The sequence below is a fragment of the Brevundimonas sp. genome, from assembly GCF_019636155.1.
GTDB lineage: Bacteria > Pseudomonadota > Alphaproteobacteria > Caulobacterales > Caulobacteraceae > Brevundimonas.
The window spans coordinates 185,687-211,874 of the sequence record NZ_JAHBYB010000001.1; the positions used below are offsets into that span (position 1 = coordinate 185,687).

Consider the following 26,188-nt stretch of genomic DNA (forward strand, 5'->3'; position numbering starts at 1 on the left):
CCGCCCTCCCCTTCAGATCGGTCGATCAGCGCCGAACCGGCGCGACCCCGCGGCCACGGCCGCGCAGCCTGGCCTTCTTGATCAGCCCCTCATACTGGTGCGCCAGCAGGTGCGACTGGATCTGGGCCACCGTGTCCATGGTCACCGAGACGGCGATCAGGATCGAGGTGCCGCCGAAATACAGGCTGTTGCCGAAGTTGGCCACGACGATTTCCGGCAGCAGGCAGACGGCGGTGATATAGGCCGCGCCAATCACCGTCAGGCGGGTCAGCACATAGTCCAGATACTCGGCCGTGCGCTTGCCCGGGCGGATCCCCGGCAGGAAGCCGCCGTATTTGCGCAGGTTCTCGGCCGTGTCCTCGGGATTGAAGGTGATCGAGGTGTAGAAGAAGGTGAAGAAGATGATCAGCAGGGCATAGAGGGCCGTGAAGATCGGCTGGCCGTGCTGCAGCTGGGCCGTGACGACCGGCACCCAGCTCAGCCACTCGGGCAGGTTGGCGTTGGCCGTCATCTGGGCCACCGTGGCCGGCAGCAGCAGCAGGGACGAGGCGAAGATCGGCGGGATGACGCCGGCGGTGTTGACCTTCAGCGGCAGGAAGCTGCGCTCGCCGCCGGCCATGCGGTTGCCTTCCTGGCGCTTGGGATACTGGATCAGCAGCCGTCTCTGGGCCCGCTCCATCACCACGATGAAGACGACCACGGCGGCCATCATGATGGCGATGAAGAACAGGGCGAAGGCCGACATCTGACCCTGCTGGGCCAGGCCCAGCAGACGCGCCACCGACCCCGGCAGGACCGCCACGATGCCGGCGAAGATGATCAGCGACACCCCGTTGCCGACGCCGCGCGCCGTCACCTGCTCGCCCAGCCACATCAGGAACATGGTGCCGCCGGTCAGGGTCACGACCGTCGAGACCAGGAAGAAGACGCCGGGGGCGTCGACCATGCCCTGGCTGTTGTTCAGGCCGATGGCGATGCCGAACGACTGGAACAGGGCCAGGACCACCGTCAGATAGCGGGTGTACTGGTTCAACTGCTTGCGGCCGCTTTCGCCGCCTTCCTTGCGCAGCTTCTCCCACGGCGGATAGACCGCGCCCATCAGTTGGACGATGATCGAGGCCGAGATATAGGGCATCACGTTCAGGGCGAAGACCGCCATCCGCTCGACCGCGCCGCCCGAGAACATGTTGAACATGTCCAGGATGCCGCGCTGGCCGTCCGGGTTCTGGAAGAACTGCAGGAAGGCTTCGGAGTTGATGCCCGGGATCGGCACATAGGTGCCGATGCGGTAGACGATCAGCGCCCCCAGGGTGAACAGCAGGCGTTTGTGCAGCTCGGTCGCCTTGGCGAACGAGCCGATGTTCATATTGGCTGCGAGTTGTTCGGCGGCCGAAGCCATGTTGGTCACCCCGACGGATCAGAACGCGCGCATCGGACCTGAAGTCCACGCCTGCGTCCAGATAGGCGAAGGGCGGCCTGTCAGCCAGACCGCCCCGCTTGGTTTTTTACTTCGCGCCCTTGGCGGCGGTGCGCTTGGCGCGGGCCGAGACCTTGTTGGCGTCGCCCTTGGGCGCCTTGGCGGCCGGAGCCTTGCCCTTGGCGGCGTTGCGTTTTTCGACGCGGGCGGCGGCGGCGGCCTCAGCGGCGATGCGCTGCTGGGTCACCGAACCGCCGGCGGCTTCGATCGCCTTGATCGCACCGGCCGAGGCCGACCAGACGACCATGTTCAGCTTGGCCTTCAGTTCGCCCGTGCCCAGGACGCGCACCCCATCCTTGACGCGACGGATCACGCCGGCGGCCACCAGGGCCTCGCCGTTGATGTCCTTCTTGATGTCCAGCTTCTTGGCGTCCACGGCGTCCTGCAGACGCCACAGGTTCACCTCGGCCAGCTTCAGGGCGTTGGGATTGTTGAAGCCGCGCTTGGGCATGCGCATGTACAGCGGCATCTGGCCGCCCTCAAAGCCGCCGATGGCGACGCCCGAACGGGACTTCTGGCCCTTGACGCCGCGGCCCGAGGTCTTGCCCTTGCCCGAACCGGGGCCACGGCCGACGCGCATGCGCTTCTTGTGGGCGCCTTCGTTGTCGCGGATTTCGTTGAGTTTCATGTGCCTGATCCTTTCGGGTGCTAGCGCCTGGCTGAGGCCAGACTCGGCTTGGAAAAATGAAAGTGGCGAGTGGCGAGTGATGAGTGGCGAGTCAAGAAAAATCGGATGACCCGATCTCCCTACGCTCGTCACTCGCCACTCATCACTCGCCACTCCCGCTCATGGAGCGGTGCTTATTTCTCGACCACTTCCACCATGTGGGCGACCTTGGCGATCATGCCGCGGACGGAAGGGGTGTCCTCCAGGGTCGCCTCGCGGCCGACGCGGTTCAGGCCCAGGCCCGCCAGGGTGGCGCGCTGGTCCTTGGTGCGGCGGATCGGGCTGCCGGTCTGGCGCACGGTGACGGTCGTGGTGTCTTTCTTGGCCATGTCTTAGCCCTCGATGGCTTCGGGCGACGAGGCGCCGTCGCTGCGGCGGCCCATCAGGTCGGAGACCTTCTTGCCGCGCTTGGAGGCGATCTGACGCGGCGACGACTGGACCTTCAGAGCTTCGAAGGTGGCGCGCACCATGTTGTAGGGGTTCGACGAACCGGTCGACTTGCCCACCACGTCCTGGACGCCCAGGGTTTCCAGCACGGCGCGCATCGGACCGCCGGCGATGACGCCGGTGCCCGGAGGGGCCGCACGCATCATGATCTTGCCGGCGCCCCAGCGGCCATTGCCGTCGTGGTGCAGGGTGCGGTTCTCGCGCAGCGGAACCTTGATCATGGTCTTCTTGGCTTCTTCGGTCGCCTTGCGGATGGCTTCCGGCACTTCGCGCGCCTTGCCGTGACCGAAGCCGACGCGGCCCTTGCCGTCGCCGACGACCATCAGGGCCGCGAACGAGAACCGGCGGCCGCCCTTCACGGTGGCGGCGACGCGGTTGATGTGCACCAGCTTCTCGACGATGTCCGAATCCGGACCTTCGACGGGGGGAGCGTTGCGGTTGTCCCGGCGATTACGGTCGCCGCCGCCGCGTTGGGGTTGTTGCGCCATCTGTCGCGTCCCTTAGAAATTCAGGCCGGCTTCACGCGCGGCTTCCGCCAGCGCCTTCACCCGTCCGTGATAGATGTAGCCGCCGCGGTCGAAGACGACGTCCTTGACGCCCTTCTCGATGGCGCGTTCGGCGATCAGCTTGCCGATCTTGGCGGCCGCCGCGACGTCCGAGCCCTTCGAACCCTTGCCGCCTTCCAGCGACGAGGCGGCGGCGACGGTGACGCCCTGGGCGTCGTCGATGATCTGGGCCGAGATGTTCTTGTCCGAACGGGTCACCGACAGACGCAGGCGGCCGTTGGCCACGGCCTTCAGGCGGCGACGGTTGCGCTCGGCGCGGCGCTTGGCGGTTTGTCGAAGAGAGAGAGCCATGACTTACTTCTTCTTGCCTTCCTTGCGACGCACGGTCTCGCCGGCGTAGCGGATGCCCTTGCCCTTGTAGGGCTCCGGCGGACGCAGCTTGCGGATGACGGCGGCGATCTGGCCGACGGCCTGCTTGTCGGAGCCCGAGATCTTGATCTCGGTCTGCTTGGGCGTGGCGAAGGTCACGCCGGCGGGCGGCGCGATGTCCACGTCATGCGAGAAGCCCAGCTGCAGCGACAGGGCGTTGCCCTTCATCGCGGCGCGGTACCCCACGCCCACCAGTTCCAGCGTCTGTTCGAAGCCGGTGGTGACGCCGGTCACCATATTGGCGACCAGGGTGCGCGACAGGCCCCACATGGCGCGGGCGCGGGCGGTGTCCGAACGCGGAGCCAGCGACAGTTCTTCGCCGTCCTGCTTGATCTCGACCTCGTCGGCCACGGTCCAGGCGTGCTCGCCCTTGGGGCCCTTGACGGTGACGGTCTGGCCGTCGAGCGTGACGGTCACGCCCTTCGGCACGGCGATGGTTTTCTTGCCGATACGAGACATATCAATAGACCCGGCAGAGGACTTCGCCGCCGACATTGGCGTCACGGGCGGCGGCGTCGGACATGACGCCCTTGGACGTCGACAGGATCGAGATGCCCAGGCCGTTCTTGATCGGCTTCAGGTCGCTGATCGCCGAATAGACGCGGCGGCCGGGCTTGGACACGCGGGCGATCTCGGCGATCACCGGCTTGCCGTCGAAATACTTCAGCTCGATCTCGAACTGCGGGAACTCGCCCGGGTTCTGAACCAGGCTGTAGCCGCGGATGTAGCCTTCGTCCTGCAGCACGTCCAGGACGCGCTGGCGCAGGCGGGAGGCCGGGGTCAGCACCTTGGAACGCTTGCGGGTCGCGGCGTTCTTGATGCGAGCGATCATGTCGCTGAGGGGATCGTTGATCATCATGATGTATGCCTCCCCTTACCAGCTCGACTTCGTCAGGCCGGGGATCTGGCCCAGGTTGCCCAGTTCGCGCAGGGCGATCCGGCTCATCTTGAGCTTGCGATAATAGGCGCGCGGGCGGCCGGTGACGTCGCAACGGTTGCGGATGCGCGTCGGGGCCGAGTTGCGCGGCAGGGCGGCCAGCTTCAGGCGCGCGTCGAAGCGCTCCTCCAGCGGCAGGCTCTCGTCGTTGGCGATGGCCTTCAGCGCGGCGCGCTTCTCGGCGTATTTCGCGACCAGGGCCTTGACCTTGTCGTTGCGATTGATGGCGGACTTCTTAGCCATTGTTCTCTTCCCTTCCCGCTCAGTTCACGAACGGGAACTTGAACTCGGCGAGAAGGGCCTTGGCCTCCTCGTCGGTCTTGGCCGTGGTGCAGACGACGATGTCCATGCCCCACATCTGATCGATCTGGTCGTAGTTGATCTCGGGGAACACGATGTGTTCCTTCAGGCCGGTGGCGTAGTTGCCGCGGCCGTCGAACGAGGTGCCCTTCAGGCCCCGGAAATCCTTCACCCGCGGCAGGGCGATGGTGATGAACCGGTCCAGGAACTCGTACATCTGGTCGCCGCGCAGGGTGACCTTGCCGCCGATGACCATGCCTTCACGCAGCTTGAAGCCGGCGATCGAGTTGCGGGCCTTGGTCGGCACGGCCTTCTGACCGGCGATCTTGGTCAGGTCCGCCAGGGCGGCGTTGGCCTTCTTGGAGTCGGCCACGGCCTCGCCGACACCCATGTTCAGGACGATCTTGTCCAGCTTGGGCACCTGCATCTCGTTGGTGTAGCCGAACTTTTCCTTCATCAGGCCGCGGATGCGGGCCTGATAGTCGGACTTCAGCCGGGGGGTGTATTTCTCGGTAGCCATCAGATGACGTCTCCCGTCGTCTTGGCGAAGCGGACCTTCTTGTCGCCTTCGATCTTGAAGCCGACGCGGCTCGCCTTGCCGTTGGCGTCGGCGATCGCGACGTTCGACAGGTGAATCGACGCTTCCTTGTTCTTGATGCCGCCCTGCGGGTCGGCCTGGGTCGGGCGGGTGTGGCGCTGAACCATGTTCAGGCCTTCCACGACGACACGGTTCTCGGTCGGAAGGACCTTCAGGACGGCGCCGGTGCGGCCCTTGTCCTTGCCGGTCAGGACGACGACGCGGTCGCCCTTCTTGATCTTGGCGGCCATGGTTACAGGACCTCCGGAGCCAGGGAGATGATCTTCATGTGGTTCTTGGCGCGCAGTTCGCGCGGAACCGGGCCGAAGATACGGGTGCCGACCGGCTCGTTCTGCTTGTTGACGATGACGGCGGCCGACTTGTCGAAGCGGATGACCGAGCCGTCCTTGCGCTGGATGTCCTTGGCGGTGCGCACGACGATGGCGCGCACGACGTCGCCCTTCTTCACGCGGCCGCGCGGGATGGCTTCCTTCACCGAGGCGACGATGGTGTCGCCGATCGAGGCGTAGCGGCGCTTGGAGCCGCCCAGCACCTTGATGCACATGACCCGGCGCGCGCCCGAATTGTCGGCCACTTCCAGGTTAGTTTGCATCTGGATCATTGTATCAGATCCTTCCGATTACGAGGCCGAGGCGGGGGAAAGGACTTCCCAGCGCTTCAGCTTGGACTTGGGGGCGCACTCGACGATGCGGGCCACGTCGCCGATCTTCAGCGCGTTGCCTTCGTCGTGGGCGTGGTACTTCTTGGACAGACGCACGGTCTTCTTCAGCACCGGGTGCAGCAGGGTGCGCTCGACCTTGACGACGACAGTCTTGTCGCCCTTGTCGGAGACGACCACGCCTTCGAGAATTCGCTTGGGCATATTCGGGTCTCCTTAGGCCGACGCGCGCTGCTTCTCGCGCAGCAGCGACGAGATGCGGGCGATGTCCTTGCGCACTTCCGAAACGCGATGGGTCTTCTCCATCTGGCCGGTGGCGGCCTGGAAGCGCAGGTTGAACTGTTCCTTCTTCAGGGACAGCAGCTGGTCGCCCAGCTGATCGGTCGTCATGGACCGCAGATCGGCGATCTTGGTCATGCCGCTTGCTCCGTGATGATGCCGGCGTCCAGGCGGGTGACCACCTTGGTGCGGACCGGCAGCTTGGCGGCGCCCAGGCGCAGCGCCTCGCGGGCGATGTCGTCCGGCACGCCGTCGATTTCAAACAGGATCCGGCCCGGGGCGCAGCGCGCGGCCCAGTGATCCACGGCGCCCTTGCCCTTGCCCATGCGGACTTCGGCCGGCTTGCCGGTGACCGGCAGGTCGGGGAACACGCGAATCCAGACGCGGCCCTGACGCTTCATCTGGCGGGTGATCGCGCGGCGGGCCGCCTCGATCTGACGCGCGGTGATGCGTTCCGGCTCCAGCGTCTTCAGGCCATACGAGCCGAAGTTCAGCGAGAAGCCGCCCTTGGCCGAGCCGTGGATGCGGCCCTTGAAGGCCTTGCGGTATTTGGTCTTCTTCGGTTGCAACATGACTTAGTTCTCACGTCCCCGGTCACGACGCGGACCGCGGTCGCCGCGGGGGCCGCCGCGCTCACGGCCTTCGTTCGACGACGGGCCAGAGGCTTCCTGGGCCCAGCGCTTGTCCTGGGCCATCGGGTCGTGCTCCAGGACTTCGCCCTTGAAGACCCAGACCTTGATGCCGATGATGCCGTAGGTCGTCTTGGCTTCGTAGAAGCCGTAGTCGATGTCGGCGCGCAGGGTGTGCAGCGGCACGCGGCCTTCGCGGTACCATTCCATACGGGCGATTTCAGCGCCGCCCAGGCGACCCGACACATTGATCCGAACGCCCTTGGCGCCCAGACGCATGGCCGACTGCATGGCGCGCTTCATGGCGCGGCGGAAGGCGATCCGGCGCTCCAGCTGCTGGGCGATGCCCTCGGCGATCAGCTGGGCGTCGGTTTCCGGCTTGCGGACTTCGACGATGTTCAGGTGAACTTCGCCCTCGGTCTGGGCCGAGATGTCCTTGCGCAGCTTCTCGATGTCGGCGCCCTTCTTGCCGATCACGACACCCGGGCGGGCGGCGTAGATCGTCACGCGGCACTTCTTGTGCGGACGCTCGATGATGATGCGCGACACGCCGGCGCCCGACAGGCGCTCTTTCAGCCAGGTGCGCAGCTTCAGGTCCTGGTGCAGCAGGCGGGCGTAGTCGGCCCCGCCGGCGTACCAGCGGCTGTCCCAGGTGCGGTTCACGCCGAGGCGGAAACCGATCGGATTGATTTTCTGACCCATCAGGCGGCCTCGCCGGCTTCACGGACCACGATGGTGATCTCGCTGAACGGTTTCAGGATGCGCGACGAGCGGCCGCGAGCGCGGCTCGCGAAACGCTTCATCACCAGGTTCTTGCCCACGAAGGCCTCGGCCACGACCAGGGAGTCGATGTCGAGGTTGTGGTTGTTCTCGGCGTTCGACACGGCCGAATACAGGGCCTTGCGAACGTCGCCGGCGATGCGCTTGCGGCTGAATTCCAGCTCGTTCAGCGCCTTCTGGACCGGCAGGCCGCGGATCGAGGCGGCGACCAGGTTCAGCTTCTGCGGGCTGATGCGGACGTTGGTGACCTTGGCGCGGGCCTCGGTCGCGCCGACGCGACGGGGGTTCTTGGTCTGGGCCATCGGTTACTTCCTCTTGGCCTTCTTGTCCGCCGCGTGGCCCGGGAAGTTCCGGGTCGGAGCGAACTCGCCGAACTTCATGCCGACCATTTCTTCGGAGACCGACACCGGCACATGCTTCTGGCCGTTGTGGACACCGAAGGTCAGGCCGACGAACTGCGGCAGGATGGTGGAGCGGCGCGACCAGGTCTTGATCACGTCCTTGCGACCCGACGACTGAGCGGCGTCGGCCTTCTTGAGCAGGTACCCGTCGACGAACGGGCCTTTCCAGGAGGAGCGGGCCATGTCTTAGCGAGCCTTCTTGGTGTGGCGGCTACGGATGATGAACTTGTCCGTGGCCTTGTTCTTGCGGGTCCGAGCGCCCTTGGTGTCCTTGCCCCACGGGGTGACCGGGGTGCGGCCGCCCGAGGTGCGGCCTTCGCCGCCGCCGTGCGGGTGGTCGATCGGGTTCATGGCCACGCCGCGAACGTGCGGACGCCAGCCCATGTGACGCTTGCGACCGGCCTTGCCCAGGTTCTGGTTCATGTGGTCGGGGTTCGACACCGCGCCCACCGTGGCCATGCAGCCGTCCAGAACCATGCGCAGTTCGCCCGAGCCGAGACGGATCTGGGCATAGCCCTGATCGCGGCCGACCAACTGGGCGTAGGCGCCGGCCGAACGGGCCAGCTGGGCGCCCTTGCCCGGCTTCATCTCGATGTTGTGGATGATGGTCCCCACCGGCATCGAGCGCAGCGGCATGGCGTTGCCCGGCTTCACGTCCACCTTTTCACCGGCCACGATGGTGTCGCCGGCCTTAAGGCGCTGGGGCGCGATGATATAGGTCTTCTCGCCGTCCTCGTAGGTCACCAGGGCGATGAAGGCCGTGCGGTTCGGGTCGTATTCCAGACGCTCGACCGTGCCGACCGCGTCGAACTTGCGACGCTTGAAGTCGATCTTGCGGTACAGGGTCTTGGCGCCGCCGCCGCGGAAGCGGACAGCCACGCGACCGCCCTGACCGCGACCGCCCGACTTGGTCAGGCCTTCGGTCAGCGACTTCTCCGGGCGGCCCTTGTGCAGCTCGGAGCGGTCGACCAGCACCAGGGCGCGGCGGCCCGGCGACGTCGGATTGTAATGTTTCAGAGCCATCGGATCAGAGCCCCGTGGTGACGTCGATCGACTGGCCGTCGGCCAGCGTCACGATCGCTTTCTTGATGTCGACGCGACGGCCCTGGATGCCCCGGAACCGCTTGGTCTTGCCCTTCTGGATCAGGGTGTTGACCTTGACGACGTTGACTTTGAACAGGCTTTCGACCGCCGCGGCGATCTCGTCCTTCGAGGCCGTGTCGGCGACGCGGAAGACGACCTTGTTCTGCTCGGACAGCACCGTGGACTTCTCGGTGATCACCGGAGCCAGGATGGTGTCGTAGTGCTTGGCGGTAGGTTGAGCGGCCATTACGCGGCTTCCTTGTCGCTGAAGCGGGCTTCGATCGCCTCGACGGCGGCCTTGGTCAGCACCAGCTTGTCGGCCCGCAGGATGTCATAGACGTTCAGGCCGGCGTTCGGCAGCACGTCGATGTGCGGGATGTTGCGGGCGGCCAGGCCGAAGTTGGCGTCGACTTCCGGACCCGCGATGATCAGCGTCTTGGTCCAGCCCAGCTTGCCGAACTGCTCGCGCAGCTTGGCGGTCTTGGGCTCCTTGACCGAGACGGTGTCCACCACGACCAGTTCGCCGGCCTTGGCCTTGGACGACAGGGCGTGACGCAGGGCCAGGGCCCGCACCTTCTTGGGCAGCGAGAAGCCATGGTCGCGGACGACCGGGCCGAAGGCGCGCGAGCCGCCGACGAACTGGGGCGCACGGCGCGAACCGTGGCGGGCGCCGCCGGTGCCCTTCTGCTTGTACATCTTCTTGCCGGTGCGAGAATTCTCGTTCCGGGTCTGGACCTTGTGGGTGCCGGCGCGGCGCTTGGCCAGCTGCCAGTTCACATAGCGGGCCAGCAGGTCGCCGCGGATGTCGGAGATGCCGAAGACGGCGTCCGACAGCTCAACGTCGCCAGCAGCCTTGCCGTCGAGTTTGATGACCGAGAGTTTCATTACGCTTCACCGCCTTCGGTCGCTTCGACAGCCTGGGCCTCTTCGGCGGGCGTCTCGGCGGGTTGAGCAGCGGCCTTGCCGTTCGACTTCACGCCGCCGGGGAACGGGGCGTCGGCCGGGCGGGCCTTCTTGATGGCGTCGCGGACCTTGACGTAGCTGCCGTCGTGACCCGGGACGGCGCCCTTGATCAGGATCAGGCCGCGCTCGGCGTCCACGCGGACGACGGTCAGGTTCTGTTGGGTGACGACTTCCTGGCCCAGGTGGCCGGCCATCTTCTTGCCCGGGAAGGTGCGGCCCGGATCCTGGCGGTTACCCGTCGACCCGTGCGAGCGGTGCGAGACCGAGACGCCGTGGGTGGCGCGCAGGCCGCCGAAGTTCCAGCGCTTCATGGCGCCGGCGAAACCCTTACCGATGGTCTCGCCCTGGATGTCGACCTTCTGACCCGCGATGAAGTGGTCGGCCGACAGTTCGGCGCCCACGTCCAGCAGACCGTCCGCATCGACGCGGAACTCGGTCACATAGGCCTTCGGCTCGACCTGAGCTTTCGCAAAGGTCTCGCGCTGGGCCTTGTTGGTGTTCTTGGCCTTCTTCGTGCCCGCGCCCAGCTGCAGGGCGACATAGCCGTCCCGCTCCTGAGTGCGCTGGCCGACGACCTGGCAGCCGTCCAGCTGGAGCACAGTGACCGGAACGTGCGCGCCGTCATCGGCGAACACGCGGGTCATGCCCAGCTTCTTGGCGATCACGCCCGTACGCATGTCGGATCCCGCCTCTTTCTTCTTAGATCTTGATCTCGACGTCCACGCCGGCGGACAGGTCGAGCTTCATCAGCGCGTCCACGGTCTGCGGGGTGGGGTCGACGATGTCGAGCACGCGCTTGTGCGTGCGGATTTCAAACTGCTCGCGCGACTTCTTGTCGACGTGCGGCGAGCGGTTCACGGTGAACTTTTCGATCAGGGTGGGCAGCGGGATCGGACCACGAACGGTCGCGCCCGTGCGCTTGGCGGTGTTGACGATCTCGCGCGTCGAAAAGTCGAGGACGCGGTGATCGAAGGCCTTCAGCCTGATGCGGATGCTCTGATCCATATCGGTTGTTTTTCCCAAGCAGGCGAACCTGCGTCCCTGTGAACCATTTCAAAGACCGGAGTCTTCAGGCGCTAAGGCCTTCAGAGTACGCACGCTTCGCAAAAACGATCGGCCCACGCGGTCGCCCGCGAAGGCCGTTGAAGTCCTGGGTCACTGCAAAGAACAGGGTCTCAGGTCGTTCCTGCGAACCGCGTCTGCGGATCACTCCGCACAGCCGGTCCAACAAGAGTGGGGGCTTATGACCTCCGATTCCGCTTCCGTCAAGCGGCGAAAAGGTGGCGAGCCCCCTTCCCTATTCGACCAGCCGGCCCGAACCGGCGTCCCAGCGCAGGCGCGTCTGGGCGCAGGTCTCCTGAAAGCCGCAGGCCGGCTCGGTGACGACGACCGCAGGACCGGCCGACACATCCAGCTTCGGGAAGATTTCGGCAGGCGACACATAGGCCTGGACCGCTTCGCCATCGGCGCGGCTCAGCCACACCTCGAAGCCCGGATAGGGCACCATGTCGCCGGGGCTGTCCTGACAGGGGGACGGCCGCTCCACTACCCAGTCGCGCACCCCGTCCCCATCGACGTCGGGAATGTCATGAAGGGCGGCGCGCCGGATCTCGACCCCGTCATCCACATAGACCGAGGCGCAGGCGGTGCGGGTCTTGAACCAGATGTCCGCCACGGCCTCCGGCGCATCGGAAGGCGGGCCGCGATCCTCGGACGTGTCGATCGGCGAGAAGGCGCCCACGGCGATGATCCCCTGGCCGTCGCGCGTCGGCCGCTCGACCAGGCGGCGCAGCTCGGCGTCCCAGGCATAGGCGTAGCGGCACTCACGCGATGCATCGCTGGAGCACAGGGCGTGATGCACCTCGGCCTCGACGCGCCGCTCGCCATCGACCTGATAGAAGGTCAGGGTGTGCGCCTGCTCGTCGAAGGCGCGCATCAGCCCGTCGTCGCCCAGGGTGACATAAAGGATCTTGGAACAGCCGCCGGTGCCGCAATAGCTGCTCAGTTCGGCCGCCTCGTAATCGACCAGCCAGTCGGTATGGCCGTCATCGGTCATGTCGACCGCCCGGATCATGCCGTCCGGGACGCGGGTGACCAGGGGCGGCCTATTGGTCGGGTCGTCGCGGTCGAAGCCGTATTCGTTGATGTCCCGCAGCGCCATCCAGACCAGCCCTTCCGGCGGCGTCTGGGCCGGCGCCGAGCCGGGCGTCAGGGACAGAAGACCCAGGGCCGCCAGAACCGAGATGCGCATGCGATCCTCCCCAATGCGTCGGCCGCGATCCTAACAGGCGGCGGCGACAGGCGGACCCTCGGTTCCTGACGAAAAAAGACCCCGGCGGCGGGCCGGGGTCTTCGGTATTCCAGGGCGTGGCCGGATCAGCGGTCGCCGATCGTCAGACGCCCCCCGCCCATCACATTGCGCTCGACCGAGCCGGAGACCGAGCCGATCCGCACGTCCCCGCCGCCCATCAGATTGACCTCGGCCGAGTTGGCCGAGCCGCGGAAGTCGACGTCGCCGCCGCCCATGACGCTGGCCTCGAACCGGTCGGCCCGGCCGCTACGGACCAGGACGTCGCCCGAGCCGGCGATGCTGACTTCGAAATTCCCGTTGACCGCGGCGATGTTGACATCGCCCGAGCCGGCGATCGAGACCTCGGCGGCGCCGGTGGCCCCGGCGCTGACATCGCCCGAACCGGCGACCGAAACCTCAAGGCTGCGCGAGGTCCCGGCGTTGATGTCGCCGGAACCGGCGACGCTGATCGACAGGGGGCCATCGACATTGGCGACGGTCCAGCCGCCGCACCCGGCCGTGCCCACGTCCACCGAGGTCGCGCCCCGGCCGATGGAGCCGAACACCGCCCCCTGGCCTCCGACATCCACCTGGCGCGGCGAACGGATCAGGATCAGGGGCGCGTTCGACAGCTGGACCCGGCCGTGGTTGCGGACCTCGACCGAGGCCCCCTCGCCTGGTTGGCGCGGGCTGGCGGCGCCGGACTGGCAGCCCCGGATCATGTTGCGGCCCAGGCCGCCGTCGATGATGACCTTGCCGTCCCGGCGGCTGACCCGGACATTGGGCAGGCCCGAGCCGCCCTGCTCCACCTCGACGGCGACATCGGTGCGGTCTTCCACCACCACGGCCACGCGGGCCACGGCGTTGCGGATCTGGACGTCCTCGGCCGCGGCCGGAGAAGCGACGGCGGCGCCGGCGGCCAGGATCAGGGCCAGCGGGGCGGCGCGAAGGGTCAGGGCGGCGATCTTCATGACGGGTTTCCTCTCCCAGCGAAGTGTCGAGCGGAAAGGTGCGCGGACCGGCCGGCGGAGTCACTTTAAAATCAGGTCATGACCTCGATTTAACCTGCAGACCTGCAAACGGCGTCAGGCCGGCAGGGCGCCCGCGCCGTCCACCGCGCCCACCGCGGGCTCGAAATCGCGCTCGAAATCCTTCAGCCGGTTCTGCAAGGCGCCCATGCGCCGCAGGGCCAGGGACGCGGCCCACCGCGCCGCCAGTTCGCCCTGGCCCATCCGGTCGGTGAAGCGCGGCGCCCCGCCCCGGCTGCGCAGCACGGCGTTGGTGTAGAGGGCCCCGTTGCGCAGGCGCGACGACCAGGTCTGGAAATCCATCGACAGGGAGACGCAGAACCGATCCAGGTTCTCGACCCGGTGCGGCGCATACAGGGGCCAGGTCAGGGCCTCGCCGGGGTTCAGGTCGATGACGGCGGCGTCGGCCTCGAAGGCGCGGCTGTAGGGCAGCTCCTCCGTGGTCTGGCGGGCCACCACCTGCTCCATGTTGCGTTCGGGCAGATGGGCCTCGTCGCCCGGATAGACGAAGATCCGCTTGCGGCCGCGCAGGTGGAACAGCACCACCCCCGCCGCATCGAAATGATAGGGCACCCGCGCCGCCGGCGACGACAGGATCAGCTGACCGGCGTTGGTCACCGCCCGCATGCCCGGATAGGTGGCCTGTATGGCCCCGAAAGCCGCCATGGCGTCGGCCCAGAAGTCCGGCAGCACCGTCTCCACCCCGCGCAGATTGACCCACAGCCGGCCCTGTTTGATAGCCTCCAGCAGGTCCGGGCCGCTCAGCCGCCCGCGCGCCCCGGTGCGCAGCGACACCTGGCCTTCGTCGTCGTAGTCATACAGGTTGATGTCGAACAGCTCGGCCGGATAGCGGTCCAGCACCTCGGCCAGGTGGTCGTCCCCGCCCCAGCCGCGCGCCAGCAGATCATGCGTATGCACGCGGGCCTCGGCGATGGGGCCGGGATAGCGGGTGTGGCGTTCGGTCATCAGGCGCTCTTTCACGCAGGCTGGATGCGGCGGCTCAGGGCCACCCGGGCGGCGTAGGCCACGCCCCGGAAGCGGTCGGCGGCGGTGACTTCGCACGCTTCGATCGCGGCCCAGCGGCGGCGCAGGCTGGCGCGCAGCCGCTCGCCCCGCCCGTCGCCCGCCAGGTTCAGAAGGCCGACCGCCGACCGGCTCAGGTCCGCGCCCAGACCGGGGCGCACGATCACCGCCTCGGTCACGTTGCGCTCGGCGTTGCAGAAATATTTCTTGTAGCCTTCGCCCGCGAAACCGAAGTCGAAGGTCGCATAGCCCCGTTCCGAGGCCGCCCGCATGGTGTCCATGCTCAGCAATATGCCCGGCGAACAGCGGGCCAGGCCGGGCACATAGGCCGGGAACCAGAAATGAAACTGGTCGCCCGCATGCATCGAATATTCGACCGCGCACAGGCTGTCGCCCGCCCACAGGGCCGCCAGGCTGGCGCCGAAACCTCCCTCGCCCCGCGTCTGCATCAGGGCGTGCAGCAGGTCGGCCGTCCAGCCGCAGGCGAAGACGTCATGCCGTCCGGTGCGCCGATACTGCTCGCGTTTCAGCGCGATCAGCCGGTCCAGCAGGTCCGGATCGCGGATGTCGGTCTGGACCCGCAGGGGGCCGAACTCGGCCTCCAGGCTGCGGCGCGCCCGCTCCTTGTCCTTGAAATACTTGCCCCAGGCGGCCCGTCGCTCGGCATACCAGCCGTCATAGCCTTCGGGCATGGCGACCTGGCAGGTCTGGCGGGTTTCGCCCTCCCCGCCCGCCGGCCCGACCCATCCGCCGACATTCAGCCGGGCGCCGTTCAGCAGCCGCGCCGTCTCGGCCAGGCTCGGCCCCTGGCCCGGAAAGGCGATGACGCCGTGATAGTCGTTCAGGGGCGCGCCCAGGGGCTGGATCGATCCGCCCCGCCTCTGGTGCGGAAAATAGCCAATCACCTCGCCGCTCCGGCGGAACACGGCGACGGCAGCGCCAGGGCTGATCCGGCCCGCGACCTGGGTGAACTCCGGCCGGAAATAGGGGCTGCACAGCTCGGGCGAAGCCGCCAGCATCTCGCGCCAGCGACCGATGTGCGCCGCATCCAGGGCGTCCGTGGCGATGATCTCGACCTGCACCATGGCCCCATCCTGGCCCCGGTCCGGTTGCAGCGCGGTTTAGCGGCATGATGAACGAAGTCTGAGCGGGGAGCCGCCGCCCCCTCCAGGCGTTGCCTTGACTGGACCTTCAACCGCCAGGAACAGCCATGACCGACGCCCGTCCCGACAACCGCGAAACCGAGACCGAAAACCAGCGCCGCCCCCCCGGCGAAGGCCAGCCGCCCCGCCCGGCCACCGAACCCGGCGGGGCCGAAGGCAGCTCCAACTCCGGCGAGACCGAAACCGATCCCGCCACCGGCGAACCCAATTCCTGACGCCCCAAGCAAAACCCCCGCCGGCTTGCACCGGCGGGGGTTTCATTACGCTTGGCCTATGTTCGCCTCAGCGGAGGCTCGCGGCTTGAGGCCGTTACGCTTGGGCCAGGCTCGCCTCGCGCGCTCAAGCAGTGAGCCGCCGCGCGGCGAGCGTTAGCGCACCAAGGATCAGGCGATGATCTTCGAGACCACGCCGGCGCCGACCGTGCGGCCGCCTTCGCGGATGGCGAAGCGCAGCTTCTCTTCCATGGCGATCGGGGTGATCAGCTCCACGGTCAGTTCGGCGTTGTCGCCCGGCATGATCATCTCCACGCCTTCCTTCAGGTGCACGATCCCGGTCACGTCGGTCGTGCGGAAGTAGAACTGCGGGCGATAGTTGGTGAAGAACGGCGTGTGACGGCCGCCCTCTTCCTTGGTCAGGATATAGGCCTCGGCCAGGAACTTCGTGTGCGGGGTGATCGAGCCCGGCTTGCACAGCACCTGGCCGCGCTCCACGTCCTCACGCTTGGTGCCGCGCAGCAGCACGCCCACGTTGTCGCCCGCCTGGCCCTGGTCCAGCAGCTTGCGGAACATTTCCACGCCCGTGCAGGTCGTCTTCTGAACCGGGCGGATGCCCACGATCTCGACTTCCTCGCCGACCTTGACGATGCCGCGCTCGACCCGGCCCGTCACCACGGTGCCGCGGCCCGAGATCGAGAACACGTCTTCCACCGGCATCAGGAACGGCAGGTCCACCGGACGCTCCGGCTGCGGGATGTAGTCGTCCACCGCCTGCATCAGCTCCAGCACGCGCTCTTCGCCGATGTTGGCGTCACGGCCTTCGACCGCCGCCAGGGCCGAGCCCTTGATCACCGGAATGTCGTCGCCCGGGAACTGGTAGCTCGACAGCAGCTCGCGGACTTCCATCTCCACCAGCTCCAGCAGCTCCTCGTCGTCGACCATGTCGACCTTGTTCAGGAACACCACCAGCGCCGGAACGCCGACCTGACGGGCCAGCAGGATGTGCTCGCGCGTCTGCGGCATCGGGCCGTCGGCGGCCGAACACACCAGGATCGCGCCGTCCATCTGGGCCGCGCCGGTGATCATGTTCTTCACATAGTCGGCGTGGCCCGGGCAGTCGACGTGGGCGTAGTGACGGTTCGCCGTCTCATATTCCACGTGCGCCGTGTTGATCGTGATGCCCCGCGCCTTCTCTTCCGGCGCCGCGTCGATGTCGGCGTAGTTCTTCGCCGTCGCTCCACCCGACTTCGCCAGCGTGATCGTGATCGCCGCCGTCAAGGTCGTCTTGCCGTGGTCAACGTGGCCGATCGTGCCAATGTTGCAGTGCGGCTTAGTCCGTTCGAATTTTTCCTTGGCCATCGCCAAAACTCCTGTGGCCCTGGCCCAGATCGGGGAGCGGGCGTTGCGTCATCGAAATCTGGAGCGGGTAGACGGGATCGAACCGACATCCTCAGCTTGGAAGGCTGCTGCACTACCATTGTGCTATACCCGCGCGGAGAATGCGTCAGGAAACCCCTTCGCACCCTGATCCTCCTCAGGGTCCCGGCCTGGACGGTCCGGAAGGACGGGCGTGGTGGGGGAAGCAGGACTCGAACCTGCGAAGCTTACGCAGCGGATTTACAGTCCGCCCCCTTTGCCGCTCGGGACATTCCCCCGCGCGCCGTCTTTCAAGACCGATCCGGACGCCATCCACCGGCGCGAACGCCGCCGGACGACAAAGCGTTTCAGACTGAGCACGCCCTGTAATAGAGGGAAGCGCCGGCCCGAAACCCTTGGGGCCCCAAATCGGAGCGCGTCTTATAGTGTCGTCGAACAGGGAACGCAACGACCGGAAAAAGGCCGGAAAGACGGGCTTTCGGCCCCGGCCCGAGCGGAAGGACGAGCGGGGCGTCGGCCCGCGCGGCGAGGCACGGACCCGGGACGATTCTGGGGCGGATCGTTCGCCTCCGCGCGCCAGGCCGGCTCGGGCGGACGCCGAGAACTGGCTGTGGGGCCGCCACCCGGTCATTGCCGCCCTGGAGAACCCCGCGCGACGCGGCGCCGGCCGCCTGTTCGCCACGCCCGACCGGGCCGAGGAGCTGACCGCCCGCGCCGGCGGCCGCACGGTCGAGGTGGTCGATGGACCGCATCTGGCGCGCCTGCTGCCGCCCGGCGCCGTGCACCAGGGGATGGCGATGAAGGTGGCCCCGCTGGAGGGGGTGTCCCTGGAAGACATCGCCGATCCCGCCCGGGGCGTCATCGTCATGCTGGACCAGTTGACCGATCCTCAGAACGTGGGCGCGATCTTCCGCTCGGCCCTGGCCTTCGGCGCGCGCGGCATCGTGGTGCAGGAGCGGCATTCCCCCACCCTGTCCGGCGCCCTGGCCAAGGCTTCGGCGGGCGCGACCGAGCGCCTGGCCTGCGCGCGGGTGACCAACCTCAGCCGGGCGCTGGAGCGGCTGGCCGACCTGGGCTGGCGGGCGGTCGGGCTGGACGGCGCGGGCGAGGAGACGCTGGAACAGGCGCTGGACGACCGGCCGACGGTCCTGGTCATGGGGTCCGAAGGCGACGGCATCCGGCGGCTGGTGGCCGAACACTGCGACGCCCTGGCGCGCATTCCCATGCCGGGCGGGTTCGAAAGCCTGAACGTGTCGAACGCGGCGGCCGTCGCCCTTTACGAGGCGTCACGGAAACAGGCGGGTTGAACGGGCGCGCCCTTGGCGCATTCGCTTCACCCCATTAGGAAGCGCCGATGGAATTCCTCTCCTCCCCCGAACTCGCCAGCCAGCTGACCGCCCTGGGCCAGGTGCTGATGATCGACCTGGTCCTGGCCGGCGACAACGCCGTGGCCGTGGGCCTGGCCGCCGCCGCCCTGGCGCCCGAGCAGCGCAAGAAGGCCATCCTGGTCGGGCTGGCCGCCGCCGTGGTGCTGCGCATCGGCTTCGCCCTGATCACGGTCCAGCTTCTGGCCATCGTCGGCCTGTTGCTGGCGGGCGGGGTGCTGCTGCTGTGGGTCTGCTGGAAGATGTGGCGCGAACTGCGCGAGGCGGCCACCCACGACCAGGCCGAGGCCCAGGCGGAGCTGGAGCTGGCCATGCAGATCGAGCATGGCCAGGGTCCCTCGCCCGAGGAACTGGGCCTGAAGCGCAAGTCGTTCGGCGCGGCCCTGCTGCAGATCATGATCGCCGATGTGACCATGAGCCTGGACAATGTCCTGGCCGTCGCCGGCGCGGCGCACGAACACCCCTGGATCATGGTCTTCGGCCTGGTCCTGTCCATCGGCCTGATGGGGGTGGCGGCCACCTTCATCGCCAAGGTCCTGAACCGTTTCCGCTGGATCGGCTACATCGGCCTGGCCATCGTCCTCTATGTCGCCCTGCACATGATCTGGGACGGCTATCGCTCGGTGATCGTGCGGACGGACCGGACCGAGGCCTTCAACCGCGCCGCCCCCGCCTGGCTGGACATCACCCCCGAGGAACAGGCCAAATTCCTGAGGGGCGTTCGCAGCGAGCGCTCGACCGTCCCGGCGACCGGGGCGCCGTCTTCCGCCCCGCCGCCGGTGGAGGTGGTTCCGCAGATGACCCGGTCGGAGGCCCTGCCCGCCGCGTGATAATTCCCTTCTCCCCTCGGGGGAGAAGGTGGGCGCCAAAGGCGTTCGGATGAGGGGGTTGTGTCAGACACACTCGCTGGCTCACGGCGAGGATGGATCGGGCTTACCCCTCATCCGCCTCGCTCCGCGAGCCACCTTCTCCCCCAGGGGGAGAAGGGATGTTACGACGCGCCGCCGAACCGTTCGGACCATTCGGCCACCTGGGCGTCCTCGATCTTGGCGAACAGGACACCCTGGGCCGTCACCGGCCGGCCGCGCGGCAGGACGTCCAGCAGGGGTTCGTCGGCCGAGGGCCAGCTGAGGTCCGTCGCCCCGACCGAGGCGGCGATGCGGGTGGCGGTCTCGGGCATGATCGGCGCCGCCAGCCGGGCGAACAGGGCCACAAGGTTCAGCCCGGTGCGCACCCCCACAGCGGCCGCGTCGCGGTCGGTCTTCAGGGCTGTCCACGGCGCCGCGACCTGCAGATATTCATTGCCTAGCACCCAGACGGCGCGGATGGCCTGGGCCGCCTTGCGGAACTCCAGCGCCTCGAAAGCCTCGGTCGCCTCGGCGATGCCGGCGCGCAGGTCGGCCTCCAGCCTGGCCTCCAGATCGCCGGCCGCGCCGCCGTCCGGCACGACGCCGTCCATCTTCGATTCCGCAAACTTCACGATGCGGTTGACGAAATTGCCCAGGACGTCGGCCAGGTCCTTGTTGGTCGTCGACTGGAACTGCTCCCAGGTGAAGGCGGCGTCCGATCCTTCCGGCCCATAGGCCGTCAGGTGCCAGCGCCAATAGTCGGCGGGCAGAAGCTCAAGCGCCTGGTCCATGAAGACGCCGCGCTTCTGGCTGGTCGAGAATTTGCCGCCGTACCAGTTCAGCCAGTTGAAGGCTTTCAGCGTGTCCACCGTCTTCCACGGCTCTTCGGAGCCCAGGATGGTGGCCGGAAAGCTGACGGTGTGGAAGGCGACATTGTCCTTGCCCATGAACTGGACGTAGCGCACGTCGTCGGCGCCCTCGTCGGTGCGCCACCACGAACGCCAGTCGCCGCCCTTCGCCTCGGCCCATTCCTCGGTCGCGGCGATATATTCGATGGGGGCGTCGAACCAGACGTAAAAGACCTTGCCCTCCATGCCCGGGCGCGGGCCGCCGTCGGGGCCGACCACGGGCACGCCCCATTTCAGGTCGCGGGTCATGCCACGGTCGATCAGGCCTTCGTCCAGATGCTTGTAGGCGATGGATTTGGCCAGGGACGACCAGTCCTTGGAATCGACCCAGGCGCGGATGCGGTCGGCCATGCCGGCCTGGAGCAGATACAGGTGCCGGGTGTCGCGCACCTCCAGGTTCCGGCTGCCCGAGACGGCGGAATAGGGATCGATCAGGTCGGTCGGGTCGAGCAGGCGGCCGCAGTTGTCGCACTGGTCCCCCCGCGCGCCGACATGGCCGCAGTGAGGGCAGGTCCCCTCGACATAGCGGTCGGGCAGGAAGCGGCCGTCGTCGACCGAATAGATCATCCGGTCGACCCGCTCCTCCATCAGGCCGTTGGCCTCCAGCACCCTGGCGAAATGCTGGGTCAGGCGGCGGTTGGCGTCTGAGGACGAGCGGCCGAACCAGTCGAAGCTGAGGTTGAAGGCCGCGCCCGCCTGCTTCTGGATCTGGTGCTGTTCGTCGCAATAGGTGCGGACGTCCTGGCCCGCGGCGGCGGCGGCCAGTTCGGCCGGGGTGCCGTGCTCGTCGGTGGCGCAGATATAGAGGACGTCATGCCCCTGTCCCCGCTTGAACCGCGCCCAGACGTCGGCCGGCAGCATCGAACCCGCCAGGTTCCCCAGGTGCTTGATGCCGTTGATGTAGGGCAGCGCCGAGGTGATGAGGATGCGGGACATGGGTTCTGGCGAGTGGCGAGTGGCGAGTGGCGAGTGTTAGTGGAGGTCGCGAGCGTTCAGCGCAACCGGCAGGTCGGGAAAAAGCAGAGCGCGGTCAAGCCGCGTCGCACTCGCCACTCGCCGCTCGCCACTCGCCACTTCTCTTCGCCACCCGGACGAACCGGCCCGTCAGCAGGGTCGCTGAGACCAGGCTGGCGACGATCACGGCCCAGACCAGGCCGTCCACGCCGATGCGATGGGCCAGAACCCAGCCCAGGGGCATCATGATCGCCGAATAGGCGACGAAATGCAGGATGGTGGGCCACCAGATGTCCCCGGCGGCGCGATTGGCCGAGGCGGCGACCACCTGGATGGCGTCCGCGACGAAGAACAAGGTCGCCAGGGCCAGGGCCGGGGCGGCGACCGCCAACAGGGCGGCGTCGCGATTGTAGGCCGAGGCCAGTATGCCCGCCGTCGGCCAGACCACCAGGGCGATGACGAAGCCCAGGGCCGCCACCACCCCGATCCCGACCAGGCCGGCGCGCAGGACGCCGTCGCGATCCCGCGCCCCATAGGCCCGGCCGACCAGGACGGCCGTCGCCGCCGCCAGGCCCATGGGGACCATGAAGACGATGGCCGAGACGTTCAGCACTATGGTCCAGGCCGTGGTCTCGACGGCTCCCAGCTGTCCGGCGATGAAGGTCATGGCGGCGAAGGCCGCGACCTCGATGAAGAAGCTGGACCCGGCGCCATAGCCGACCTTGCGCTGCTCGCGCTCGGCCGGGCGGTCGCGGGCGGGCTTGTCGAACACGCCCAGGGCCCGCGCCTCGGGCAGGCGCAGGATGTAGATCACCAGGAAGACCGCCAGGGCCGTGCGGGCGCCGAAGGTGGCCCAGGCCGAGGCCGCCGCGCCCGACGCGCCAATTCCCAGCAGATCGGGCACCAGCACCAGGTTGAGGACCAGGTTGACGCCGTTGGCGATCCACATCGCCCACATGCCGGGCTTGGGCCGACCCAGGGCCTCCAGGAAGAACTGGGCCGCGACGCTGACCAGATAGGCGGGCATGGACAGGGCGAAGATGACCAGGACCGGGCCCGCCCCCTCGCCCAGCCCCTCGGCCAGATTGGCGTGGCGCAGGGCCCAGGGGCCCAGGGCCGCCAGGGCGACCATCGAGACCAGGCCGATCTGAAGCGCATAGGTCATGCCGCGCCGCAGGACGGCGCCGACCTCGCGCCGCCGACCTTCGCCCAGCAGGCGGGCGGTCATCACCTGAACCCCCATCATCAGCCCGACCGCCGTGGTCAGGACGATGGAGCTGGGCGCCCAGGCCAGGGCGTGAAAGGCCAGTTGCTGTCCGGAATGGTTGCCGACCACCAGGGCGTCGGTCAGACCCATGGTCATGATGCCCAGCCGCGCCAGGACCACCGGCCAGGCCAGGGCCAGCAGATCCTTCAGGACGGTTCGGGTCTGGGGGCCGAGGGCGATCATGGGAGCGGGCAAAGGCCACGCTGGATCGCGGCGGTCAACACGGAATCGGATGGAGGCTTCTACAGCCTACCAGGCCCCCAGGTCGCGCAGCTGGACGACCAGTTCCGGCGGCATGTCGCCGGCGTCGGCGGCGGTCAGGTCGGCCGGCGCCTCGTGCCCGTCCAGATAGCGCCAGCCCTGGAACGGGCGGCGCGCCAGGGGGGCGGTGCGGATGATGCGCGGCTTCAGGGTGATCTCGCAACGGCTGGCCTTGCCCTCGCCGCGGGTGGTGATGTCCAGCACAGGCTGGCGGCAGCCGACGATCCCCTTGACCACCCAGTAGAGCGAGCCGCCGTCCTCGATCTCGGCCGCGCGCTTGGGCGTCATCCGGGTGTGCACGACCAGGGGCTTGCCGCCCGCCGCGCGGCGTTCCAGCCAGTCGATGTCCGAGACGCCGACGCACAGCTTGATCAGATGCAGGGAAGACGGAGCCGCCATGGCCGCCCCATAGCATCTGAATCCCGGCGACGTCAGGGCGATGGACCTGTAGTCTGGCGGACATGAGCACCACACGCCGTCAGACGCTGACCGCCGGCCTGGGCGCGGGACTGGGCCTGGCCACGGCCGCCGTCTCGCCGGCCCTGGCGAGCATGACCTTCGAAGGAACATCCATGTATGGACTGATCGGGCGCATGAAGGCCCTGCCCGGCCACCGGGCCGACCTGGCCGCCATCCTGCTGGAGGGAACCGGGGCCATGCCCGGCTGCCTGTCCTATATCGTCGCCGAAGACACGGTGGACGCCGACGCCCTGTGGATCACCGAGGTCTGGGACAGCGCCGACAGCCACCGCGCCTCCCTGTCCCTGCCGGCGGTCCGGGACGCCATCGCGCGGGGCCGGCCCCTGATCGTCGGGTTCGACAGCCAGACCGAGACCCGCCCCCTGGGCGGGGCGGGCCTGGCTTAGTCTTCCTGGGCCGTCATTTCGGCGCCCACGCGCTGCATGGTCTCGGCCTTTTCCATGATGGCCTGGCCGCAGCGCTCGCTGTGCGGAGCCACGTCGGCCTGGGTGGCGCCGTCGGCGAACTGCTGCAGCCGCCGGAGCCAGTCTTGCGCGGGATCGCGGCCTTCCAGCCGACCCAGGAAATAGAAGACGCCCAGGGCGCCGGCCTCGGTCTGACCCTGGGCGGCGACCAGGCTGTAGATGGCCATGCACTGGATGTCCGCGGTCTCTTCGGCCGTCAGCGGACGGTCAACGGCGGTCTGGGCCGAGGCGGGCGCGGCGAAGGCCAGGGTCGTGGCGGCGGCCAGGGCCAGGGTGAAGGTCTTCATTCTGCGTCTCCCGAGGCCGTGACCGTGGCCAGGACCGTTCCCTCGGCGGCCTGATCGCCGACCGAAACCGATATTGCGCCCACCACCCCGTCGAAGGGGGCGGTCAGGGCGTGCTCCATCTTCATGGCTTCCAGCACCACGATCGACTGACCTTTCGTGACGGCGTCCCCGGCCTTGGCCGGGACCGCAACGATCCGACCCGGCATGGGCGCGCGCAGGGCGCCGTCGGAGGCCGACCCATCTCCGACTCCGGCCGCTCGGCGCAGACCGAACTCGAACGCGTATCCCCGTTCGAACACGATCACCCGGTCCGTGATGCGCGGCGCCACCGAGGCTAGTTCATGATCGACGTGGACGAAGTCAGGCGAGCCATAGACGAGGAAGCGTCTACCGTTCATTTCCACGTCGTACGTAGAATGGCCGATCGGCGGTCCGGCCCGTCCGACCAGATTGGCCAGAACGGCTTCGCCCTGATGATAGAGGGCGATCTGCGCCCTGGCCGGAGCATTGAGCCGGAAGGCGAACAGTCCATCCCGCCAGGGAGAGGCAGCGTCGCCTCCCGCTGAGAAAGCTGCATCGTCTGCCCGCAAACCCACCGTCGCCAGCGCTGTGGCCGCCACATGCGCGGGGAGGTCCTCGTTTGACAGCAGCGCCGCCTCTTCCGCCGCGATGAAACCCGTATCCACATCGCCAGCGACGAACCGGGGGTGGCTCAGGCAGCGGGCCAGGAACCCCGCATTGGTCTTCACCGGCCAGACCTCGACCTGGGCGCACGCGTGGGCCAGATCGGCCGCCGCCGCCTCGCGCGTGTCGGCGTGGACGATCAGCTTGGCGATCATGGGGTCGTAGAACTGGCTGACCTCGCCGCCCTGCTGCACGCCCGTGTCCACGCGGATGTCGTCCGGCAGGCTGAAATGCTCCAGCCGACCGATGGACGGCAGGAAACCATTGGCCGGGTCTTCGGCATAAAGGCGCGCCTCCATGGCCCAGCCCTTGATGGGGATGTCCGCCTGTTTCAGTGGGATGGCTTCGCCCGCCGCCACGCGGAACTGCCATTCCACCAGGTCGACGCCGGTGATCGCCTCGGTCACCGGATGTTCGACCTGCAGCCGCGTGTTCATCTCCATGAACCAGATGCGGTCGGCCTTCAGCCCGTCAGAGGCGTCGGCGATGAACTCGATCGTCCCCGCGCCCTGATAGTTCACCGCCTGGGCCGCGCGCACGGCGGCGGCGGTGACGGCGGCGCGCGTGGCCGCATCCATGCCGGGCGCCGGCGCTTCCTCGATCACCTTCTGGTGGCGCCGTTGCAGCGAACAGTCGCGTTCGTGCAGGTGGACCACCGTGCCGTGGCTGTCGCCGAACACCTGCACCTCGATATGGCGCGGGCGGGTGATGTAGCTTTCGATCAGCACGCGCGGGTCGCCGAAGGACGACTGCCCCTCGCGCTGGGCGCTGGCCAGGGCGTCGGCGAAGTCTTCGGCCCGTTCGACCAGGCGCATCCCCTTGCCGCCGCCGCCGGCGACCGCCTTGATCAGCACCGGATAGCCGATGCGCGCCGCCTCGGCCGCCAGGGTCGCCGCCGACTGGTCCTCGCCCTGATAGCCGGGGGTGACGGGCACGCCCGCCTCGATCATCAGCGTCTTGGCCGCGTCCTTCAGGCCCATGGCGCGGATGGCGGCGGGCGGAGGGCCGATCCAGACCATGCCGGCGGCCGTCACCGCCTCGGCGAAGTCGGCGTTCTCGGACAGGAAGCCATAAGCCGGATGGATCGCCTCGGCCCCGGCTTCCTTCGCGGCGGCCAGAACCTTGTCGGCGTCCAGATAGGACTCACGCGCCGCCGCAGGGCCGATCCGCACCGCCTGGTCCGCCTCGCGCACATGCAGGGCCTGGGCGTCCGCGTCGGAATAGATGGCGATGGTGCGGATTCCCATCCGCTGGGCGGTGCGGAAGACACGGCAGGCGATCTCGCCGCGATTGGCGACCAGGACGGACTTGAACATGGCCCACCGTTAGCGGTTCGCCGGCGCCGGGGAAAGGTCGGGCGCCCACGGCGACGTTAGACCGTGGCGAAGGCGGCGCGACAT

Annotated in this window: 34 protein-coding genes, 2 tRNA genes and 2 pseudogenes; 4 read left to right on the forward strand and 34 right to left on the reverse strand. The window is 68.0% G+C overall.

Annotated elements, in window-relative coordinates:
- Positions 1 to 25: 25 nt before the first annotated feature.
- From secY to KF910_RS01085, 26 genes and pseudogenes are all read right to left on the reverse strand, one after another.
- Positions 26 to 1,399: a preprotein translocase subunit SecY gene (gene secY, locus KF910_RS00960; RefSeq protein WP_292258515.1), complete on the reverse strand. Its 1,374-nt coding sequence runs from the start codon at positions 1,397 to 1,399 to the stop codon at positions 26 to 28.
- A 265-nt stretch (positions 1,400 to 1,664) separates the two neighbouring features.
- Positions 1,665 to 2,105, reverse strand: a pseudogene (rplO, locus tag KF910_RS00965) (50S ribosomal protein L15); the annotation flags it as partial.
- A 173-nt stretch (positions 2,106 to 2,278) separates the two neighbouring features.
- Positions 2,279 to 2,473: a 50S ribosomal protein L30 gene (rpmD, locus tag KF910_RS00970; protein ID WP_292258343.1), complete on the reverse strand. Its 195-nt coding sequence runs from the start codon at positions 2,471 to 2,473 to the stop codon at positions 2,279 to 2,281.
- Between the two features lie 3 nt (positions 2,474 to 2,476).
- Positions 2,477 to 3,079 carry a 30S ribosomal protein S5 gene (gene rpsE / locus KF910_RS00975; RefSeq protein WP_292258344.1) on the reverse strand — a complete coding sequence of 201 codons (603 nt, stop codon included), beginning with the start codon at positions 3,077 to 3,079 and terminating at the stop codon, positions 2,477 to 2,479.
- Positions 3,080 to 3,091: 12 nt separating this feature from the next.
- On the reverse strand, positions 3,092 to 3,448 hold the full coding sequence (rplR, locus tag KF910_RS00980; RefSeq protein ID WP_292258345.1) for a 50S ribosomal protein L18: 357 nt from the start codon (positions 3,446 to 3,448) through the stop codon (positions 3,092 to 3,094).
- Between the two features lie 3 nt (positions 3,449 to 3,451).
- On the reverse strand, positions 3,452 to 3,985 hold the full coding sequence (gene rplF, locus KF910_RS00985) for a 50S ribosomal protein L6 (RefSeq protein ID WP_292258346.1): 534 nt from the start codon (positions 3,983 to 3,985) through the stop codon (positions 3,452 to 3,454).
- 1 nt (position 3,986) lies between these two features.
- Complete coding sequence (rpsH, locus tag KF910_RS00990) at positions 3,987 to 4,385, reverse strand: 30S ribosomal protein S8 (protein ID WP_292258347.1); 399 nt, start codon at positions 4,383 to 4,385, stop codon at positions 3,987 to 3,989.
- A 15-nt stretch (positions 4,386 to 4,400) separates the two neighbouring features.
- Positions 4,401 to 4,706: a 30S ribosomal protein S14 gene (gene rpsN, locus KF910_RS00995; RefSeq protein ID WP_292258348.1), complete on the reverse strand. Its 306-nt coding sequence runs from the start codon at positions 4,704 to 4,706 to the stop codon at positions 4,401 to 4,403.
- A 19-nt stretch (positions 4,707 to 4,725) separates the two neighbouring features.
- Positions 4,726 to 5,283: a 50S ribosomal protein L5 gene (gene rplE, locus KF910_RS01000; protein WP_292258349.1), complete on the reverse strand. Its 558-nt coding sequence runs from the start codon at positions 5,281 to 5,283 to the stop codon at positions 4,726 to 4,728.
- Positions 5,283 to 5,591 carry a 50S ribosomal protein L24 gene (rplX, locus tag KF910_RS01005; RefSeq protein ID WP_292258350.1) on the reverse strand — a complete coding sequence of 103 codons (309 nt, stop codon included), beginning with the start codon at positions 5,589 to 5,591 and terminating at the stop codon, positions 5,283 to 5,285. The genes rplE and rplX overlap by 1 nt, the downstream gene beginning before the upstream one ends.
- 2 nt (positions 5,592 to 5,593) lie before the next feature.
- Positions 5,594 to 5,962: a 50S ribosomal protein L14 gene (gene rplN / locus KF910_RS01010; RefSeq protein WP_003164378.1), complete on the reverse strand. Its 369-nt coding sequence runs from the start codon at positions 5,960 to 5,962 to the stop codon at positions 5,594 to 5,596.
- 18 nt (positions 5,963 to 5,980) lie between these two features.
- Entirely contained in the window at positions 5,981 to 6,223 is a 243-nt protein-coding gene (gene rpsQ, locus KF910_RS01015; protein WP_292258351.1) for a 30S ribosomal protein S17, read from the reverse strand.
- Between the two features lie 12 nt (positions 6,224 to 6,235).
- Complete coding sequence (gene rpmC, locus KF910_RS01020; RefSeq protein WP_292258352.1) at positions 6,236 to 6,436, reverse strand: 50S ribosomal protein L29; 201 nt, start codon at positions 6,434 to 6,436, stop codon at positions 6,236 to 6,238.
- Positions 6,433 to 6,870, reverse strand: coding sequence for a 50S ribosomal protein L16 (rplP, locus tag KF910_RS01025; protein WP_292258353.1), 438 nt, complete (start codon positions 6,868 to 6,870; stop codon positions 6,433 to 6,435). Before rplP ends, rpmC begins: the two co-directional genes overlap by 4 nt.
- Before the next feature lie 3 nt (positions 6,871 to 6,873).
- The gene (gene rpsC / locus KF910_RS01030) at positions 6,874 to 7,629 is read right to left on the reverse strand and encodes a 30S ribosomal protein S3 (RefSeq protein ID WP_292258354.1); all 756 of its coding nucleotides are present in this window, start codon (positions 7,627 to 7,629) and stop codon (positions 6,874 to 6,876) included.
- Complete coding sequence (gene rplV, locus KF910_RS01035) at positions 7,629 to 8,009, reverse strand: 50S ribosomal protein L22 (RefSeq protein WP_292258355.1); 381 nt, start codon at positions 8,007 to 8,009, stop codon at positions 7,629 to 7,631. The genes rpsC and rplV overlap by 1 nt, the downstream gene beginning before the upstream one ends.
- 3 nt (positions 8,010 to 8,012) lie before the next feature.
- Positions 8,013 to 8,291 carry a 30S ribosomal protein S19 gene (gene rpsS / locus KF910_RS01040; RefSeq protein WP_003164372.1) on the reverse strand — a complete coding sequence of 93 codons (279 nt, stop codon included), beginning with the start codon at positions 8,289 to 8,291 and terminating at the stop codon, positions 8,013 to 8,015.
- A gap of 3 nt (positions 8,292 to 8,294) precedes the next feature.
- Positions 8,295 to 9,131 carry a 50S ribosomal protein L2 gene (rplB, locus tag KF910_RS01045; RefSeq protein ID WP_292258356.1) on the reverse strand — a complete coding sequence of 279 codons (837 nt, stop codon included), beginning with the start codon at positions 9,129 to 9,131 and terminating at the stop codon, positions 8,295 to 8,297.
- Between the two features lie 4 nt (positions 9,132 to 9,135).
- On the reverse strand, positions 9,136 to 9,438 hold the full coding sequence (locus KF910_RS01050; protein WP_292258357.1) for a 50S ribosomal protein L23: 303 nt from the start codon (positions 9,436 to 9,438) through the stop codon (positions 9,136 to 9,138).
- Positions 9,438 to 10,076 carry a 50S ribosomal protein L4 gene (rplD, locus tag KF910_RS01055; protein WP_292258358.1) on the reverse strand — a complete coding sequence of 213 codons (639 nt, stop codon included), beginning with the start codon at positions 10,074 to 10,076 and terminating at the stop codon, positions 9,438 to 9,440. The genes KF910_RS01050 and rplD overlap by 1 nt, the downstream gene beginning before the upstream one ends.
- Entirely contained in the window at positions 10,076 to 10,831 is a 756-nt protein-coding gene (rplC, locus tag KF910_RS01060; RefSeq protein WP_292258359.1) for a 50S ribosomal protein L3, read from the reverse strand. The genes rplD and rplC overlap by 1 nt, the downstream gene beginning before the upstream one ends.
- A 22-nt stretch (positions 10,832 to 10,853) precedes the next feature.
- Positions 10,854 to 11,159 carry a 30S ribosomal protein S10 gene (gene rpsJ / locus KF910_RS01065; protein ID WP_003164367.1) on the reverse strand — a complete coding sequence of 102 codons (306 nt, stop codon included), beginning with the start codon at positions 11,157 to 11,159 and terminating at the stop codon, positions 10,854 to 10,856.
- A gap of 292 nt (positions 11,160 to 11,451) precedes the next feature.
- Entirely contained in the window at positions 11,452 to 12,405 is a 954-nt protein-coding gene (locus KF910_RS01070; protein WP_292258360.1) for a hypothetical protein, read from the reverse strand.
- A gap of 125 nt (positions 12,406 to 12,530) precedes the next feature.
- Positions 12,531 to 13,415: a GIN domain-containing protein gene (locus KF910_RS01075; RefSeq protein ID WP_292258361.1), complete on the reverse strand. Its 885-nt coding sequence runs from the start codon at positions 13,413 to 13,415 to the stop codon at positions 12,531 to 12,533.
- 114 nt (positions 13,416 to 13,529) lie between these two features.
- Positions 13,530 to 14,438, reverse strand: a complete 909-nt coding sequence (locus KF910_RS01080; protein WP_292258362.1) for a cupin-like domain-containing protein — start codon at positions 14,436 to 14,438, stop codon at positions 13,530 to 13,532.
- A gap of 11 nt (positions 14,439 to 14,449) precedes the next feature.
- Complete coding sequence (locus tag KF910_RS01085) at positions 14,450 to 15,580, reverse strand: GNAT family N-acetyltransferase (RefSeq protein ID WP_292258363.1); 1,131 nt, start codon at positions 15,578 to 15,580, stop codon at positions 14,450 to 14,452.
- 125 nt (positions 15,581 to 15,705) lie between these two features.
- On the opposite strand from KF910_RS01085, the gene KF910_RS01090 reads away from it, so the two are divergent.
- Complete coding sequence (locus KF910_RS01090) at positions 15,706 to 15,873, forward strand: hypothetical protein (RefSeq protein WP_292258364.1); 168 nt, start codon at positions 15,706 to 15,708, stop codon at positions 15,871 to 15,873.
- Positions 15,874 to 16,041: 168 nt separating this feature from the next.
- Here KF910_RS01090 and tuf read toward each other — a convergent pair whose 3' ends face one another.
- The 3 genes from tuf to KF910_RS01105 form a co-directional block, all read right to left on the reverse strand.
- Entirely contained in the window at positions 16,042 to 17,232 is a 1,191-nt protein-coding gene (gene tuf, locus KF910_RS01095; protein ID WP_292258365.1) for an elongation factor Tu, read from the reverse strand.
- 59 nt (positions 17,233 to 17,291) lie between these two features.
- A tRNA-Gly gene (locus tag KF910_RS01100) sits at positions 17,292 to 17,365 on the reverse strand.
- A gap of 79 nt (positions 17,366 to 17,444) precedes the next feature.
- Positions 17,445 to 17,528 (reverse strand) — tRNA-Tyr (locus tag KF910_RS01105).
- 147 nt (positions 17,529 to 17,675) lie between these two features.
- Between KF910_RS01105 and rlmB the strand changes: the two genes are divergently transcribed.
- Both rlmB and KF910_RS01115 read left to right on the forward strand, forming a co-directional pair.
- Positions 17,676 to 18,557 carry a 23S rRNA (guanosine(2251)-2'-O)-methyltransferase RlmB gene (gene rlmB, locus KF910_RS01110; RefSeq protein ID WP_292258366.1) on the forward strand — a complete coding sequence of 294 codons (882 nt, stop codon included), beginning with the start codon at positions 17,676 to 17,678 and terminating at the stop codon, positions 18,555 to 18,557.
- Between the two features lie 47 nt (positions 18,558 to 18,604).
- Positions 18,605 to 19,465 carry a TerC family protein gene (locus KF910_RS01115; protein WP_292258367.1) on the forward strand — a complete coding sequence of 287 codons (861 nt, stop codon included), beginning with the start codon at positions 18,605 to 18,607 and terminating at the stop codon, positions 19,463 to 19,465.
- 161 nt (positions 19,466 to 19,626) lie between these two features.
- On the opposite strand, the gene metG is transcribed toward KF910_RS01115, so the two are convergent.
- The 3 genes and pseudogenes from metG to KF910_RS01130 all read right to left on the reverse strand — a co-directional run bounded on the left by metG (position 19,627) and on the right by KF910_RS01130 (position 23,272).
- Complete coding sequence (metG, locus tag KF910_RS01120) at positions 19,627 to 21,327, reverse strand: methionine--tRNA ligase (RefSeq protein WP_292258368.1); 1,701 nt, start codon at positions 21,325 to 21,327, stop codon at positions 19,627 to 19,629.
- A gap of 94 nt (positions 21,328 to 21,421) precedes the next feature.
- Positions 21,422 to 22,814, reverse strand: a pseudogene (locus KF910_RS01125) (MATE family efflux transporter).
- 47 nt (positions 22,815 to 22,861) lie between these two features.
- Positions 22,862 to 23,272: a DUF1489 family protein gene (locus KF910_RS01130; protein ID WP_292258370.1), complete on the reverse strand. Its 411-nt coding sequence runs from the start codon at positions 23,270 to 23,272 to the stop codon at positions 22,862 to 22,864.
- Positions 23,273 to 23,334: 62 nt separating this feature from the next.
- Between KF910_RS01130 and KF910_RS01135 the strand changes: the two genes are divergently transcribed.
- Positions 23,335 to 23,739 (forward strand): putative quinol monooxygenase, encoded by a 405-nt coding sequence (locus KF910_RS01135; RefSeq protein WP_292258371.1) that lies wholly within the window; start codon positions 23,335 to 23,337, stop codon positions 23,737 to 23,739.
- Here KF910_RS01135 and KF910_RS01140 read toward each other — a convergent pair.
- Both KF910_RS01140 and KF910_RS01145 read right to left on the reverse strand, forming a co-directional pair.
- Positions 23,736 to 24,104: a hypothetical protein gene (locus KF910_RS01140; protein WP_292258372.1), complete on the reverse strand. Its 369-nt coding sequence runs from the start codon at positions 24,102 to 24,104 to the stop codon at positions 23,736 to 23,738. The two genes, KF910_RS01135 and KF910_RS01140, sit on opposite strands and share 4 nt — an antisense overlap.
- Complete coding sequence (locus tag KF910_RS01145; RefSeq protein WP_292258373.1) at positions 24,101 to 26,104, reverse strand: biotin carboxylase N-terminal domain-containing protein; 2,004 nt, start codon at positions 26,102 to 26,104, stop codon at positions 24,101 to 24,103. The genes KF910_RS01140 and KF910_RS01145 overlap by 4 nt, the downstream gene beginning before the upstream one ends.
- Positions 26,105 to 26,188: the final 84 nt, after the last annotated feature.